Genomic DNA, 15,583 nt, shown 5'->3' on the forward strand with positions numbered 1-15,583 from the left:
GGCGGCGCGGGCGGCGCCGGTGCTGAAGCGGGTCCAGGCCTCGCGGGCCGAGGCCTCGCTGGAGAAGGCGCCCAGCTGGATCACCGCGCCCGGACGGGCCGGGACGGAAACGGCAGGACGGAGATGTTCGGAAACGGCGCGGCTGACCTGATCGCTCGCCGCCTGGACGAGGACGGGCGCGGCGGCTTCGGCCACGGCGGGCGCTGCAGCCTCCACGACGCCGCGCAGGCCGCCGTCGCGGGCGTCCCACAGGGCGTGGGGGTCCAGCACCTCGACCCGCAGGGCCGGGCGCAGGCCGGACTGATCCGCACTGCGGGGCGCGGCCGGGGCGTCACGCGAGGGTTGGGCGGACAGCTCGATACTGGCCACGCGCTGGGCCAGGTTCTCGAAACGGTTGGGATCGCTTTCGACCATGCCGCAGGCGCCCAGCGACAGGATCGCTGCGCCCATAAGCCCTTTACGGAGGAGGTCAGTCGGCGTCATAAGCGCGACCCTAGCGGACGGCCCTCAAGACGCCGTTGAAAGACACGCTTAATCGGAGAGGTTAACGCGTAAACCATGACCGCCGTCTCCGAACTCATACTGACACGCACCGTGGCCGACCTACGCGCGCAGGTGGTTGCCCTGAGGAACGCGGGAAGGCGCATCGGGTTCGTTCCAACCATGGGCGCCCTGCATGAAGGGCATCTGGCGCTGGTGGCCGAGGCACGGCGGCGCAGCGACGCGGTAATCGCCAGCGTGTTCGTCAATCCCACCCAGTTCGCCGCCCACGAGGATCTGGGGACCTATCCCCGGCAGGAGGCGCGCGACGCCGAGCTGCTGGCGGGGGCCGGGTGTTCGATCCTGTTCGCCCCGGACGCCGCCGAGATGTACCCGCAGGGCTTCGCCACCTCGGTGCAGGTGGGCGGACCCAGCGAAGGACTCGAGACCGACTTCCGCCCCCACTTCTTCGGCGGGGTCGCCGTGGTGGTGGCCAAGCTGCTGAATCAGGTGCAGGCCGACGTGGCCGTGTTCGGGGAGAAGGATTATCAGCAGCTGATGGTGGTCCGGCGAATGGCGCGCGATCTGGACATCCCCACCGAGATCGTCGGCGCGCCCACGGTGCGGGACGACCACGGCCTGGCCCTGTCCTCGCGCAATGCGTACCTGTCGGCCGATGAGTTGGCGGTGGCGCGGCGACTGAACGGGATCCTGCGTGAAGCGGGGGAGCGGGCGAAAGCGGGCGAGCCGGCGGCGGTTGTGGAGGCCGCGGCGGCCGAGGCGCTGATCGAGGCGGCTTCGCCAAGGTGGACTATGTGGCGATCCGGCGCGCGGAGGACCTGTCGGCGTTCAGCGGGGCCGTGGACGCCCCGGCCCGCATCCTGGCGGCGGCGTGGCTGGGGAAGACCCGGCTGATCGACAACCTGGCCGCTTGAGGGATCTCCTTTCCCGATCGGATGTCTTGTCATCCCGGCCGAAGCGAAGCGAAGAGCCGGGACGAAGGGCGTTCAGCGATCTCACCGCCCGGACAGCCGGAGGCTGAGCCGGGCGAAGGGTGGCGGCGGGCCCCTTGGCCCGGATCGGCGCGATGCGCCGCCCGGGCCTTTGCGGAGGTTTCTCCCGTCACTTCCCGGATAGCGCCTGCGGCGCTTCCGGGATGACAAGAGGGGCCACACGCAGGTTGAGCGCCGCCCTGCGATGGGCGCCTGACGGTTACCCCGCCGACATGCTCTGGGGCGTCTGCTTGTCGCGCATGGTGACCAGCTCCTCGGCGGCGGAGGGGTGGACGGCGCAGGTGGCGTCCCACTGGGCCTTGGTCAGGCCGGCCTTCACGGCGATGCCCGCCAGCTGAATCATCTCCGGCGCATCGGGGCCGACGATGTGGCAACCCACCACCCGGTCGTCGGCGGCGCGGACCACCAGCTTCATCAGGGTGCGCTCGTCGTCGCCGTAGAAGGCGGTCTTCATGGGCCGGAAGCGGGTCAGGTAGACGTCGATCTCGCCGCAGGCCTTGCGGGCCTCGGACTCGGTCAGGCCCACGACGCCCACGGGCGGCTGGCTGAACACGGCGGTGGGCACGGCCTCGTAGTCGAAGGCCTGGGGATTGTTCCTGAACACCGTCTCGTGGAAGGCGACCGCCTCGCGGATGGCCACGGGGGTCAGATTCATGCGGTCGGTGACGTCGCCGATGGCCCAGATGTTGTCGGCGGTGGTCTTCGAGTGCCCGTCCACCTTGATGGCGCCGTGCTCGGTCAGCTCGACGCCCGCCTTGTCGAGGCCCAGGCCCTTCACGTGGGGGACGCGTCCGGTGGCGAACATGATCTGCTCGGTCTCCAGCGTCATGCCGTTGCCCAGATGGCTGACCAGACCGGTTTCGGTCTTCTCGATGGACTCGTGCTGGCAGCCCAGCACCACCTTGATGCCGCGCTTCTCGATCTCGCCCGCCATGTGGGCGCGCACGTCGTCGTCGAAGCCGCGCAGGATGTTGGGGCCGCGATAGACCAGGGTGGTCTCGACGCCCAGACCGGCGAAGATGCCCGCGAACTCCACGGCGATGTAGCCGCCGCCAGCGATCATGATGCTTTTGGGCAGTTGGGGGAGGTGGAAGGCTTCTTCCGAGGTGATGACGTGCTCGATGCCCGGCAGGTCCTCGGGGACCCACGGACGGCCGCCGGTGGCGATGAGGATCTTCTCGGCCGTGACGGTTCCCTTGTCGCCCATGTCGATGGTGTGGGCGTCCTTGAGCACCGCGCGGGCGTGGAAGGTGTCGACCCCGGCCTTGCCCAGGTTCGCGGCATAGATGCCCGACAGGCGCCCGATCTCCACGTCCTTGGCCTCGAGGAACGTCGGCCAGTCGAAGGTGGGATTGTCCACGGTCCAGCCGTAGCCGCGCGCGGTCTCGAAAATGTGCGAAAATTCAGAGGCGTAGACCATGAACTTCTTGGGCACGCAGCCGCGCACCACGCAGGTCCCGCCGTAGCGGTATTCCTCGGCGATCCCGACCCGCTTGCCCCCCAGCGCCGTCAGCCGCGCCGCCCGCACCCCGCCGGAACCGGCGCCGATGACGAAGAGGTCGTAGTCGTAGGTCTCGGGCATCCGGGGCTCCTGGTTTCAGACCCTGGAGCGAAAAAACAGGGTCTGAATCGTCTGAATGGTCTGAAATGTCGGGCCGGTGGTGACGTGAAGCCCTGCGTGTCACCGAGTTAGGAGACGCAGGCCGCCGGGACAAGGTCGCCGCGCCCGGCGAACGCGGGTCGGCGCCGCCGCCAAGGAATGCGTGACGTTCCCGCCGATTGCGCATATCGTTGCTTTGCAACGGATGCAGCGCACAGGATCAAACCATGATGATCGCTCTCGCCCTGGCCAGCCTTCTGGCCACCACGTCCGCGGAGGCCCAGGAGCCGAGCCCCAGCGAATCCGTGACCCGACTCGAGGAAGTGGAGGTGATCGGACGCCCTCTGGACGATCTCATCCAGGGCTTCGTCAATGAGGTGGCCGCGCCGAACCGGGGCCGGCAGCTCGCCCGCTGGCCCGGGCCGGTCTGTGTCGGCGCCGGCAATCTGATCCCCGAGACGGCGCAATTTGTTGTGGACCGCGTCTCGACCGTCGCCGAGGACATGGGCCTCACACCCGGAGCGCCGGGCTGCCGCCCCAACATCCTGATCATCGCCACCCATGATCCGGACGGCATGGCGCAGCAGATGGTGGAGCAGCGCAGGCGTCACTTCCTTCCGGGCGGCTCCGGCATGGACCGCGGCCGCTCCCGTCTCAACGCCTTCCAGACCTCGGACCAGCCGGTGCGCTGGTGGGCGATCAGCATGCCGGTGGACTCCGACACGGGTCAGCGGGCGGTCCGCGTCCCGGGCGAGTGCCAGGGCTCCTGTTCGAGCATCCAGGATTATGCGCCGATCATCAGCGTGCGGACGCCCTCGCAGCTGCACAGCCAGATCGTCGACGACATGAGCCGGGTGGTGGTCATCATAGACATGAACCAGATGGAGGGCGTGACGGCCCTGCAGCTGGCCGACTACGTCGCCATGGTCACCCTGGCCCAGATCGATCCGCAGGCCGACACCGGCCGCTACGCCTCGATCCTCAACGTGTTCGAAGACCCCGCGATGACGCCCAGCCTTACGGACTGGGATCTGGCGTATCTGACCGGGCTCTATGACGCCGACAGGACGCGCGCCATTCCCCGGGCCAGCCGGTTCGAGGTCGCCAGCTCCATTCGCCGGGCTCACGAACGGCTGAGAGCCGAGGCCGACGGAGACGACGCGTCGCGCTGATCCGCCGCTCAGGGGTGGAGCGTCTCCACCCCTGTGTCCGTGCCGATGATGGCCTCCTCGGCCAGGTCGAGGAACAGGCCGTGCTCGACCACGCCGGTCAGGCTCTTGAGGTCGGCGGCGAGACGGGCGGGGTCGGCGATGACGCCGCAGGCCGCGTCATAGATGACGTTGCCGCCGTCGGTGCGGACGATGCCGCGATCCGCCGTGCGCAGGCGGGCGGGCATGCCGATCTCGTGGTCGGCCAGCACGTCGGCAATGCGGTTGGCGGTGGTCTTGTGGCCGAAGGCGACCACCTCGATGGGCAGGGCGAACCGGCCCAGGGCCTTCACCACCTTGGCGGCGTCGGCGATGACCACGCAGCGGTCCGACGCTCCCACACCAGCTTCTCGCGCAGCAGGGCCGCGCCGCCGCCCTTGATGAGGGCGAGGCCCGGTCCGACCTCGTCGGCGCCGTCCACGGTGATGTCGATACGGGCCACGTCCTCCAGCGTCGTCAGGGGCAGGCCGAGGGAGCGGGCCAGGTCGGCAGTGGCCTCTGACGTGGGCACGCAGCGCAGATCGGCCAGATTGCGGGCGGCCAGCGCCTTGACGAACCATGCGGCGGTGGAGCCGGTGCCGAGGCCCACGGTCATGCCGGGCTGGATGCGTTCGGCGGCGGCTTCGCCGGCGGTCTTCTTCTGCAGATCGGCGCTCATGCCTTCTTCGCCTTCTTCGCGCGCATCGTCTCCATGAAGCGGGCGGCCCAGCCGGGCTTGTGGGTCTGCGGAGCGCGGCCGAGGGCCAGGTCGCCCGGGGCCACGTCTGCGGTGACGACCGAGCCGGAGCCCACCATGGCGCCCGCCCCGATGGTCACCGGGGCCACCAGCGCGCTGTTGGAGCCGACGAAGGCCCCCTCGCCCACCGTGGTGCGGTGTTTGAAGAAGCCGTCGTAGTTGCAGAAGATCACGCCCGCGCCGATGTTGGCCTTCGCCCCCACCTCGCCGTCGCCCAGATAGGCCAGATGGTTGGCCTTGGCGCCCGCGCCCATGGTGACGTTCTTGACCTCGACGAAATTGCCCACCTTGGTGTTCTCGCCGAGGGATGCGCCCGGGCGCAGGCGGGCGTAGGGACCGACCTCGGCGCCGGAGGCCACGGTGGCGCCCTCCAGATGGGAGAAGGCGCGGATGCGGGCGCCAGAGGCGATGCTGACGCCTGGGCCGAAGACCACATTGGGCTCGATCAGCACGCCGCCCTCGACCGCGGTGTCCCAGGCGAAATGGACGGTGTGGGGGGCGGGCATGGTGACCCCGGCGGCGAGGAAGGCCTCGCGCCGGACCTGCTGGAACAGGCGCTCGGCCTCGGCCAGTTCGGCCTGGCTGTTGACCCCCATGACCGCGGCCTCGTCGGCGAAGACGGCGCGGGTGGCGTGGCCGCCCCTGCGCGCCAGGGCGACGATGTCGGTGAGGTAGTATTCGCCCTTGGCGTTGTCGTTTCCGACCTGATCCAGCAGCTGGAACAGCAGGTCGCGTCCACGGCCATGACGCCGGAGTTGCAGGCGGTGACGGCCAGTTGGGCGGGGGTGGCTTCCTTCGCCTCCACGATGGCCTCGAGCGCGCCGTCGCCGCCCACGATCAGGCGGCCGTAGGCGGCGGGGTCTGCGGCTTCGAAGCCCAGCACGGTGACGCCGTCCGCGCCGAACGCGGGGGCGATGTGGTCGGCCTTGAGCAGGGGCACGTCGCCATAGGTGATGACCACCTGCCCGGAGAAGCCCGCCAGCGCCTCGCGGGCGGCGAGCACGGCGTGGCCGGTGCCCAGCGGCGGGTCCTGAACCGCCACGGCGGCGGCGCCCAGACGCTTCTCCACATGGGCGCGGACCTCGGGGGAATGGGTTCCCACCACCACCACGATGCGCGCGCAGTCCAGGGCCTCGGCCGCGTCGATGGCGTGGTCCAGCATGGCGCGACCGCCCACCGGGTGCAGCACCTTGGGCAGCGGGCTCTTCATGCGCGTGCCCTGCCCGGCGGCGAGGATGACGGCGGCGCGTGAGGTCATGGGGCGGTCTCGTGCTGGCGGAATCGTCTGGTCCGTCTAGCCGAAAGCCGGGCGCGAGGCGACCCGGCCTATTGGGCCGCTTCGTACTGCTCGGCGTAGGCGATCATGTCCTGGCCGACCTGTTCGATGATGCCGCCGCATTCCGGCGCGCGGGCCATCAACTGCTCCATATCGACGGAGTCGCATAGACGGTCAGGCGTTCGAACCAGTTCACCCCTGGCTCGCGGCCCTGCAGGCGGCCATAGAAGAACAGGGAGCCGATGGTCCCGGCCTGCTGCATCTGGGGGTCCTGGGAGTCGGCGATGGCCAGAAACACGGCCATGCAGGTCAGGTCGCGTTGGGATTCGGTTTCGCCCGCCTGCCGGGCCGTGGCGACGCCGGCCGTGAGGCTGAGGGCCAGGGCGGCCGCCGCGATCATCGTCTTCATGGTCATTCCCCCGCGTTCGCTGACGCCGTGATGGTGGCCAGAACCGCACCGTCGGTCACCTGATCGCCCACGGCAACGGCCAATTCGCCCACCACGCCGTCGAACGGCGCGGTCAGGGCATGCTCCATCTTCATGGCTTCCAGCACCACGATCGACTGACCTTTCGTGACGGCCTGACCGGGCTCGGCCGAGACCGCGACGATCTTGCCGGGCATGGGCGCGCGGAGGGAGCCGTCTGAGGCGGCGGCGGCACCCTGGGCCACGTTGGACGCCGGCGCGAACGCGACCGCATGGCCTTCATCGAACAGCACGGTCTGATCCGCGCCGAACCATGCGGGCACATACCGGTCGCCGATCCAGATGCCCTCCATCCCGGGCGCGACCTGGAAGGTCTGCCCGTTCAGGCTCACTTCGTACCAGGACGCATCGTCCTGTCGCTTCGGCGTCAGCAGCGCCTCTTGCGGGACGCCATTCACGCTGCCGGTGATGAGGGACCGCTCCGGGCCGTTCAGGCGGAAGCCTGTGATGGTTTCGCGTTGTCCGCTCCAGGGAGACACCCCGTCGTCCGTGGGGAGCCTTGAGCGCTGGCGAGACGCCTCGAACAGGTCGGTCAGACCCGCCGCGACGATCTCATCCTTCAGCTCCTGCGCCAGCAGGGTCTCCTCCTCGGCGCCGATGAAGGCGGTGTCCACGTCGCCGGAGACGAAGCGGGGATGGTCCAGGCAGCGGGCGAGGAAGGCGGCGTTGGTCCGGACCGGCCAGACCTCCACCTCGCAGCAGGCGTCGGCCAGACGGGCGGCGGCGGCCTCGCGCGTATCCTCGTGCACGATCAGCTTGGCGATCATGGGATCGTAGTGCTGACTGACTTCGCCGCCCTGCTCGACCCCGGTGTCGACGCGCAGATCGTCGGGCAACTGGAAGTGATCCAGACGGCCGATGCTGGGCAGGAAGCCGTTGTCGGGGTCCTCGGCGTAGAGGCGGGCTTCCATGGCCCACCCGTCCAATTCGATCTCGTCCTGCTGAAGCGGCAGGGGCTCGCCCGCCGCCACGCGGAACTGCCATTCCACCAGATCGACGCCGGTGACGGCCTCGGTGACGGGGTGCTCCACCTGCAGGCGGGTGTTCATCTCCATGAACCAGATGCGGTCGGGCTTGAGGCCCTCGGAGGCGTCGGCGATGAACTCCACCGTACCCGCGCCCACATAGTTCACGGCCTTCGCCGCGCGCACCGCTGCCTCGGTAACCGCCGCCCGCGTCGGGCCGTCCATACCGGGGGCCGGAGCCTCCTCGATCACCTTCTGGTGGCGGCGCTGCAGCGAGCAGTCGCGTTCGTACAGGTGGACGACGTTGCCCTGGGAGTCCCCGAACACCTGCACCTCGATGTGGCGCGGGCGGGTGATGTATTTCTCGATCAGGACGCGGGGATCGCCAAACGAGGCCTCCCCTTCCCGCTGGGCCCCGGCGAGACCGGCCGCGAAGTCGGCCGAGCGCTCGACCTTCTTCATGCCCTTGCCGCCGCCGCCGGCGACGGCCTTGATGAGCACCGGATAGCCGATGGCGTCGGCCTCCTTCTGGAGGCATTCCAGCGACTGGTCCGCGCCCAGATAGCCGGGCGTGACGGGCACGCCCGCCTTGTCCATCAGATCCTTGGCGGCGTCCTTCAGGCCCATGGCGCGGATGGCGGCGGGGGGCGGGCCGATCCAGACCAGCCCGGCGGCCATCACAGCCTCGGCGAAGTCGGCGTTTTCGGACAGGAAGCCGTAACCGGGATGGATGGCCTCGGCCCCCGTCTCCTTCGCGGCGGCCAGCACCTTCGCCGCGTCCAGATAGGACTCGCGGGCGGCGGCGGGGCCGATCAGCACGGCCTCATCGGCCTCGCGCACATGCAGGGCGTCGGCGTCCGCCTCGGAATAGACGGCGATGGTGCGCACGCCCATGGCGCGGGCGGTGCGGAAGACACGACAGGCGATCTCGCCACGGTTGGCGACCAGAACGGATTTGAACATGGGGCGACCCTATCCCAGACCACGCGATCTGGCGAAAGCCCTCTCGTTACTCCGCAACCGGGACGGACGGGGCGAAGTCCGCCCGCCGCACTTCCTCAACCCCGTCGCCCTCCAGACGGCCCTCGACGATTTCGTAGCCCATCAGGGCGAAGATGCGGTCGCCGAGGAAGATCGGGCGGGCGTTGCCGTACCAGTCCACGCAGGACACCCGGCAGCCGTCGTCGCGGACGCCCTGTGCGGAGGCCTCCAGGCGACCGAGGCCCGACAGTTCCCGGGCCTGACGCCGCAGGAACAGCATGGCCGCGTGGGGCGTCCACTCCCCCCACGCCTCTTCGGGCGGCTGGTTTGACAGGATGGGCAGACCCAGCAGCCCGTCCTCGCCCCCCGCGTCGGGCCGGAAGAAGAAGGCGTGGCTGCGCGATTCCGCCTGACTGGCGCGGGCCTGAACGTGACGGGGTCCGAGCACGGGCGAGCCCGACGACAGGTCCAGGGTGGTGAAGGTCACCTCTTCCTGTCCGCCGACAGCCAGGGCATCGCGCCCGATCTGTTCGATGCGCGCCACGCCGTCAGGCAGGTCGAGGAGCACGGGCTCGCCGGGCGCGATGGGGACCGCCACCAGTTGGGCGGGCATGGTGGCGGCCGGCTGGCCGTAATAGGCGCCCGGCCCTGTGGTCGTGCTGTAGAAGGCCCAGTCGCCGATGAAGCGGTGGGCGGTGATGAGGCTGTGGTAGAGCCCCTGGCCCGGCGTGAACTGGTAGTCGGACAGCATGGGCGCCCGCGACCCGTCGCCGAAGCGCGACGTGGGCAGACGCAGCAGGGCCACCCCCGTGGGCTGATCACCCCATTGCGGGATGGATCCGCGAGCCGCCACCAGCAGGTCCAGGCGGCCGGCTTCTGTATTGGCGTGGAAGCCTAGCGGACCGAGCGGCGCCTCCCAGACCTGAGCGGCGGTGACCGGACCGCCGTCGTGGCCGAATCGATAGACGAAACCGAATTCGCCGATCTCGTGGGCGACCTCATTCCAGAGATAGGCCGCGTTGTGCGACACGAAGAAGGTGGCGTAGTCGTCGCCCATGACCATCGTCGCGGCGCAGTCCAGCTCGACCGCCGCCAGGTCGCAGCGATAGACCACATGCATCATCGCGACGTATTCGGCCCCGGCGCGCTGCAGGACGCGCGGCATGTAGACGTCCTGGCTGCGGGCGATGCGCCGGAACGCCGGCTCGTCCTGGCCTTCGGTCCACCGGCTGATCCCCGGCAGGCTGTCCAGCACGTCGTCCGTCCCGGAACTGAAGCGCAGTGGTGAATAGACGATCAGCTGCGTTCCGATGAGGCGCGCGGCGTAGTTGCTGTACGAGAAATAGTCGCTGGCCCGCAGCTGATGACTGTCGACGAAGGTGAACCGTCCCTCGGGCGACAGGCGGAAGCGGTTGATCTCGGTCCCGCCGCGCGAATAGCTGAAGCCGATCACCGTCACCATGTCGCCAACGACCAGCATCTCGTCGTACCAGCTGTGGCCCGGATCGGCGCCGGGCGCGAAGGCGTCGATGGCGTCCACCGGCTCCAGCGCGCCGTCGGCCATGGAGACGCTGAACACCCGGCCCCGGCGCAGGATCACAAGATGCTCGCCGGAGACCTTGACGATGCCGCCCTCGTCGATGCCGACCAGCTGGGTGTTGGTGATGGAGGGCGCGTCCGGCGTTGCGGGCTGGGCGCCTGGAGGCGGCGGCGGTGCGGGCGGCGGCGGGGGCGAATGGGGCGGCGGCGCCCGGACCACCAGATAGCCTTCGCTGTCGGTCAGAAAGCGCCGCAGGTCGTCGTCGGACCGAAAATTAGGCACGGACTGGGCGGCGGCCGGGTCGCGACGACGCCCGACACGATGATGCAAACAGCCGCTACAGCAGCGTGAACAAGACGCATGATCCCCTCCCGGCCCCCGCCTGCCGCCACTGTGGCGAACGGGGTACATCCAGACAAGTGCGTCTCAGCCCGCCATCTCGTTGAAGGCGAGAAACAGCCACAGCAGCAACATGAAGCTGCCCGCGATGACGGTGGCGGTGAACAGGACGGACATGCGCAGCAGGGTCATGGCCGTTCCGCTGCGATAGGCGCCCTTCATGTGGACGAACAGATGCACGGGCGACAGCCACAGCAGGTTCCACGCGACCGGCCCGATGCCCATGGCCAGCAGGAACGACGTGGTGATCAGCAGCAGCTGGAACGACAGGGAGTGCATGGAGAAGATCAGGTGGTCGAACAGGAACACCTCGCGCCGCCAGAAGAACATGCAGGCCAGGATCAGGGCCGAGACGGGCAGCATCAGCATCACCACCCGCTGGGCCCAGACCGCGAGCAGGAGGGAGAAGCGGCGTGGTTCGGCCTGGACCGCCTCGAGCCTGTCGGTCAGCCAGGTTTCGAAGGCGGAGGCGCTCTCACGATCCGCGGGATCATCGGCCTCTTCCTGAATGATCCGGTTGGCTTCCTGCACCGTGGTGACGCCAGCGACGATGCCGCCCCAGTTACGCTCCAGCGCCGCCTCGGCGATGCGACGCTCGCTCTCGGTCAGGCTTTCATCCGCCGCGATTTCGGCGCGGGCCTGATCCAGGGCGGACTGTGAATCGCCCGCCGAGGTTCCGGCCTGGCGAACCAGCTCATCTGTCGTCCCGCCGCGCAGGGCGCACTGGCCCACCACGAAGGTGAGCAACAGGATCACAAGGAACATGCGCAGGGGCGGCACCTGGAAGGCGCGCTTGCCGTCCAGGTAGTCGCGCGTGAGGCGGTGGGGGCGCGCGATCAGGCGCGGCAGGGTGTGGGCCAGACGGCCGTCCAGATGGAAGAAGCTCTCCAGCGCCTCCTTGCCCAGCTTCCAGATGGATTTGTTGAAATTCTCGGCCAGCTGGCCGCAGGCGTGGCAGTAGGTCCCCACCAGCGGCGTCTCGCAATTGGCGCACGGCGTGCCCGGCGGGATGTCCGCCTGTCTGCGCCGGAAGCGCAGCCAGCCGCCCGCCGAGGCCGCCGCCGCGGTCTCCAGTTCGTTGGTCATGCCCCCTGCCCCCGTTGTCGGCTACTTCGCCCAGTTCGGCTTGCGCTTGTCGAGGAAGGCGCGGACGCCTTCCTGACCCTCGGCGCTGACCCGGGCGCGGGCGATCAGGCGGGCGGTGTCGTCCATCAGGCCGGAATCGATGCGGCGGTTGGCCACCAGATGGACCACCCGCTTGGCCTCGCCCATGGCGCCGGGGGCGCAGGCGGTCAGGGTGCCGGTGATCTGGTCGATGAAGCCGTGCAGGGCGTCCACGTCGGGCACCACCGCGTCCACCAGCCCCACATGAGCAGCGTAGTCCGCGTCGAAGGGATTGCCCGTCAGGAACAGGGCCCGGGCCCGGCGGGCCCCGACGGCCTCGACCACATAGGGCGCGATGGTGGCCGGGATCAGGCCCAGCTTGACCTCGGAGAAGGCGAAGGTCGCGCTCTTGACCGCCACGGCCATGTCACAGGCGGCGACGATGCCCGCGCCGCCGCCCATGGCCGCGCCCTCGACCAAGGCCACGGTCAGGGCCGGGATGTCGTAGAGCGCCTTGAGCATGTCGGCCAGGCCCATGGCGTCGTCGCGGTTGTCGCTTTCGGACCAGTCGGCCGCGGCACGCATCCAGTTCAGGTCCGCCCCCGCGCTGAACACACCGCCCGCGCCGCGGATGAACACGGCGCGCACATGGTCGGCGCCGTGCAGGGTCTCGAACGCCTCGCGCAGGGCCGCGATGGTCGCGGCGTCAAAGGCGTTCTTTTTTGACAGCCGGTTGATGGTGATGAACACCATGCCGTCGGGCGTGGAGTCGATCACGGCCAGCTGGTCATTGGCGTCCGGCGCCGCGCCCGCCACGAGCGGATGGTTGATGCGGTTCATCTCGGCGGCCTCGGCGTCGGTGACGTCCAGGGCGTTGAGGTCGGGGGCGTTGAGGTCGGAATCGGTGGGCTTGGCCATGATGGTCTCCTGAGGCTTCAGGCCTATAACGCATGACAGGCCGAACTGCATACGGAGCGTCGCCATGGCGACCAGCGCCAATGACCGCATCCGCCGGATGAGTGTGGCGAGCGTCTACCCTCACTATGTCGCCAAGGCGGAGAAGAAGGGGCGCACGCGAGCTGAGGTCGATCGGATCATCCTGTGGCTGACGGGCTATTCGGCCGACGGATTGCAGGCGCATCTGGAGGCGAAGACGACGTTCGAGGCGTTCTTCGCCGAGGCCCCGGCCATGAACCCGAACCGCTTTCTGATCACCGGCGTGATCTGCGGCTATCGCGTCGAGGAGATCGAGGACCCCTTCATGCGCGAGGTGCGCCATCTGGACAAGATGGTCGACGAACTGGCCAGGGGGAAGGCGATGGAGAAGGTACTCCGGGCGGGGTGACAGTCCTTGTCATCCCGGAAAGCCCGCAGCGCTTATCCGGGACGGAGTGCGCCGCTCTGTAGCGGGCTCCCGGAAATCGCTTGCGATTGTCCGGGAGACGGGCCGCCATCGCGCTGACCTGACCTGTGGTCCGCATAGCTGCTGGCGCAGCTTCCGGGCCGATTTCATTCCTCGCCCACCCGTCCCGGCTCTCCGCTTCGCTTCGGCCGGAATGACAAGGGGCTACATCCTGAACACGCCGAAGGTGGTGTCCGGGATCGGGGCGTTCAGGCTGGCGCTGATGGCCAGGCCGAGGACGTCACGGGTCTGGGCCGGGTCGATGACGCCGTCGTCCCAGAGGCGCGCGGTGGCGTAATAGGGGTTGCCCTCGTCCTCGTATTTCTGGCGGATCGGGGCCTTGAAGGCCTCGGCCTCGGCCTCGGACCAGCTGTCGGCGTCGCGGTGGACGGTGGCCAGGACGCTGGCGGCCTGCTCACCGCCCATCACCGAAATCCGGCTGTTGGGCCAGGTGAACAGGAAGCGGGGCGAATAGGCCCGGCCGCACATGCCGTAGTTGCCCGCGCCGAAGCTGCCGCCGATCAGGACGGTGAATTTCGGGACCTCGGCGGACGCCACCGCGGTCACCAGCTTGGCGCCGTGCTTGGCGATGCCCTCGGCCTCGTATTTTCCGCCCACCATGAAGCCCGAGATGTTCTGCAGGAACACCAGCGGGATCTTCCGCTTGCAGGCCAGTTCGATGAAGTGGGCGCCCTTCTGGGCGCTTTCGCTGAACAGCACGCCGTTGTTGGCGAGGATGGCCACGGGCTGGCCCCAGATGCGGGCGAAGCCGCAGACGAGGCTGGTTCCGTACAGCGCCTTGAACTCGTCGAGGACGGAGCCGTCGACGATGCGGGCGATGACCTCGCGCACGTCATAGGGGGCGCGCACGTCGTCGGGGATGATGCCGTAGAGCTCTTCCGGATCGAAGGCGGGCGCCACCGGCTCGGCCAGGTCCAGCTCCACCCGCTTGACCGTGTTCAGATTGGCGACGATGTCGCGCACGATCTGCAGGGCGTGTTCGTCGTTCTCGGCCACATGGTCCACCACGCCGGACAGGCGGCCGTGGGTCTCGGCGCCGCCCAGCTCCTCGGCCGAGATGACCTCGCCGGTGGCGGCCTTCACCAGCGGCGGGCCGGCCAGGAAGATGGTGCCCTGATTGCGCACGATCACCGTCTCGTCCGACATGGCCGGCACATAGGCGCCACCCGCTGTGCAGGAGCCCATGACACAGGCGATCTGGGGGATGGACCGGGCCGACATGCGGGCCTGGTTGAAGAAGATGCGGCCGAAGTGATCGCGGTCGGGGAAGACCTCGGCCTGGTGGGGCAGGTTGGCGCCGCCGGAATCCACCAGATAGACGCAGGGCAGATTGTTCTGTTCGGCGATCTCCTGGGCGCGCAGGTGCTTCTTCACCGTCATGGGGAAGTAGGCGCCGCCCTTCACCGTGGGGTCGTTGGCCACGATCATGACCTCGCGGCCCGATACCCGGCCCACGCCGCAGATCATGCCCGCGCCGGGGGCCTCGTCGCCGTACATGCCGTTGGCGGCCAGCTGGCCCACCTCGAGGAACGGCGAGCCGGGATCCAGCAGGCGCTCCACCCGGTCGCGGGGCAGCAGCTTGCCGCGCGAGACGTGGCGCTCGCGGGATTTCTCCGAGCCACCGAGGGCGGCTTGCGCCACCTTCTCGCGCAGCTCGTCACGCAGGCGCCGGTTATGGGCGTCCAGCGTCCTGAAGGCGGGGGATTTGGCGTCGATGGCGGAGGTCAACCTGGGCATGGCGCAGGCATAAACGGCGCCGGGCTCCGGGGAAAGGGCGGGCGTAAACCCGGACCTGTGCCAAGGCGGAACAGGGCCTGATGCATGCTCGCCACAGTCCGGCCCCAATTCGCTCAAGCGAGGTTCATCCGTCCACGGCCATGCTTCGTGCGTTGACGATTCTGGGTCAGCATTGACGTGAAGGAGCGATCATCATGGCCGGCAAAGGCAAGACTGAACCGAACCTGCGCGTGGTGAATGCCGAGGCCGAGGTCTATGACCTGATGCGCAAGCCCGAGACCACGGGCGAGCGGGTCAGGCGTCTGCAGCTGGAGGCCCGCGCCCTCGCCGTCGAGCAGGTTGAGACGCTGGAGCGGCTGCTGCTCGAGGCCACAGCCCTGTCGAAAGAGATCGCCGAGGGCGGCGACGCCTATCCGGTGGGCGCGCGCGAAATCGCCTCGCGCCTGGCCGCCGACCTGCCGGTCAAGGTCGAGACCATGAAACAGATCATCGGCCGGATGCCGGTGAAGTAAGGCCCTGATTCCTTCTCCCATTGGGAGAAGGGGTACCCGCGCACCGGAGCGCGTCAGCGAGCCGGTCCTCGCGCGGGGGATGAGGGTCGTCAGGCCGTAAGCAGAACAACCCGACCCTCACC

General features: G+C 69.0%; 10 protein-coding genes and 4 pseudogenes. 4 read left to right on the forward strand and 10 right to left on the reverse strand.

The window, feature by feature from the left end:
- A pseudogene (locus MBEBAB_RS12505) lies at positions 1-450 on the reverse strand (hypothetical protein); the annotation flags it as partial.
- A 108-nt stretch (positions 451-558) separates the two neighbouring features.
- Here MBEBAB_RS12505 and panC point away from each other — a divergent pair.
- Positions 559-1,415: pseudogene (gene panC / locus MBEBAB_RS12510) on the forward strand (pantoate--beta-alanine ligase).
- Between the two features lie 277 nt (positions 1,416-1,692).
- On the opposite strand, the gene gor reads toward panC, so the two are convergent.
- The gene (gene gor / locus MBEBAB_RS12515) at positions 1,693-3,075 is read right to left on the reverse strand and encodes a glutathione-disulfide reductase (protein ID WP_021698363.1); all 1,383 of its coding nucleotides are present in this window, start codon (positions 3,073-3,075) and stop codon (positions 1,693-1,695) included.
- Positions 3,076-3,320: 245 nt separating this feature from the next.
- Here gor and MBEBAB_RS12520 point away from each other — a divergent pair, with 245 nt between their 5' ends.
- Entirely contained in the window at positions 3,321-4,265 is a 945-nt protein-coding gene (locus tag MBEBAB_RS12520; RefSeq protein ID WP_021698364.1) for a hypothetical protein, read from the forward strand.
- 8 nt (positions 4,266-4,273) lie between these two features.
- Here the strand turns inward: MBEBAB_RS12520 and rpiA are convergent.
- From rpiA to MBEBAB_RS12555, 7 genes and pseudogenes are all read right to left on the reverse strand, one after another.
- A pseudogene (gene rpiA, locus MBEBAB_RS12525) lies at positions 4,274-4,959 on the reverse strand (ribose-5-phosphate isomerase RpiA).
- A pseudogene (gene glmU / locus MBEBAB_RS12530) lies at positions 4,956-6,319 on the reverse strand (bifunctional UDP-N-acetylglucosamine diphosphorylase/glucosamine-1-phosphate N-acetyltransferase GlmU). The pseudogenes rpiA and glmU overlap by 4 nt, the downstream one beginning before the upstream one ends.
- 133 nt (positions 6,320-6,452) lie before the next feature.
- The gene (locus MBEBAB_RS12535; protein ID WP_148291543.1) at positions 6,453-6,722 is read right to left on the reverse strand and encodes a hypothetical protein; all 270 of its coding nucleotides are present in this window, start codon (positions 6,720-6,722) and stop codon (positions 6,453-6,455) included.
- Between the two features lie 2 nt (positions 6,723-6,724).
- Entirely contained in the window at positions 6,725-8,728 is a 2,004-nt protein-coding gene (locus MBEBAB_RS12540; protein WP_021698368.1) for an acetyl-CoA carboxylase biotin carboxylase subunit, read from the reverse strand.
- 46 nt (positions 8,729-8,774) lie between these two features.
- Positions 8,775-10,568, reverse strand: a complete 1,794-nt coding sequence (locus MBEBAB_RS12545) for a beta-propeller domain-containing protein (protein WP_021698369.1) — start codon at positions 10,566-10,568, stop codon at positions 8,775-8,777.
- A gap of 144 nt (positions 10,569-10,712) precedes the next feature.
- The gene (locus MBEBAB_RS15275; RefSeq protein ID WP_021698370.1) at positions 10,713-11,771 is read right to left on the reverse strand and encodes a DUF3667 domain-containing protein; all 1,059 of its coding nucleotides are present in this window, start codon (positions 11,769-11,771) and stop codon (positions 10,713-10,715) included.
- A gap of 21 nt (positions 11,772-11,792) precedes the next feature.
- The gene (locus MBEBAB_RS12555) at positions 11,793-12,707 is read right to left on the reverse strand and encodes an enoyl-CoA hydratase-related protein (RefSeq protein ID WP_045319330.1); all 915 of its coding nucleotides are present in this window, start codon (positions 12,705-12,707) and stop codon (positions 11,793-11,795) included.
- Between the two features lie 64 nt (positions 12,708-12,771).
- Here MBEBAB_RS12555 and MBEBAB_RS12560 point away from each other — a divergent pair, with 64 nt between their 5' ends.
- Positions 12,772-13,134 (forward strand): DUF2200 domain-containing protein, encoded by a 363-nt coding sequence (locus tag MBEBAB_RS12560; protein WP_021698372.1) that lies wholly within the window; start codon positions 12,772-12,774, stop codon positions 13,132-13,134.
- A 222-nt stretch (positions 13,135-13,356) separates the two neighbouring features.
- Here the strand turns inward: MBEBAB_RS12560 and MBEBAB_RS12565 are convergent, their stop codons facing one another.
- Positions 13,357-14,949 carry a carboxyl transferase domain-containing protein gene (locus MBEBAB_RS12565; RefSeq protein ID WP_045319326.1) on the reverse strand — a complete coding sequence of 531 codons (1,593 nt, stop codon included), beginning with the start codon at positions 14,947-14,949 and terminating at the stop codon, positions 13,357-13,359.
- A gap of 194 nt (positions 14,950-15,143) precedes the next feature.
- Here MBEBAB_RS12565 and MBEBAB_RS12570 point away from each other — a divergent pair, with 194 nt between their 5' ends.
- Entirely contained in the window at positions 15,144-15,461 is a 318-nt protein-coding gene (locus MBEBAB_RS12570; RefSeq protein ID WP_021698374.1) for a hypothetical protein, read from the forward strand.
- Positions 15,462-15,583: the final 122 nt, after the last annotated feature.

This window comes from Brevundimonas abyssalis TAR-001 (assembly GCF_000466985.1).
GTDB classification, from domain to species: Bacteria; Pseudomonadota; Alphaproteobacteria; order Caulobacterales; family Caulobacteraceae; genus Brevundimonas; species Brevundimonas abyssalis.